Raw genomic sequence first — 305 nt, 5'->3', positions numbered from 1 at the left:
TATCAGAAAAGAAAGGACGAAATTTGTCCTTTCTCGAGCTTAGCTTTTCATCAACCCACTACAGTTGACAAAGAGCCCGCTTCGTTAGGTGCGAGATAGATTATTAATTATATAACAAAAAAAGAGGTCAAAACCTCCTTTAATTAACTACTCCGCCAGTAGGACTCGAACCTACGACATCATGATTAACAGTCATGCGCTACTACCAACTGAGCTATGGCGGAATAAAGCTAAGCGACTTCCATATCTCACAGGGGGCAACCCCCAACTACTTCCGGCGTTCTAGGGCTTAACTTCTGTGTTCG

General features: G+C 43.3%; 1 tRNA gene. It reads right to left on the bottom strand.

Annotated features, from left to right (window positions below):
- Positions 1-150: 150 nt before the first annotated feature.
- Positions 151-224: transfer RNA gene (locus N8M20_RS10265), tRNA-Asn, on the bottom strand.
- Positions 225-305: the final 81 nt, after the last annotated feature.

The sequence above is a fragment of the Streptococcus mitis genome (genome assembly GCF_946190275.1).
In the GTDB taxonomy this organism is placed as follows: Bacteria; Bacillota; Bacilli; order Lactobacillales; family Streptococcaceae; genus Streptococcus; species Streptococcus mitis_DC.
Note: the sequence above shows the minus strand (reverse complement) of the source record. Positions and strands in the feature narration are given on the sequence as shown.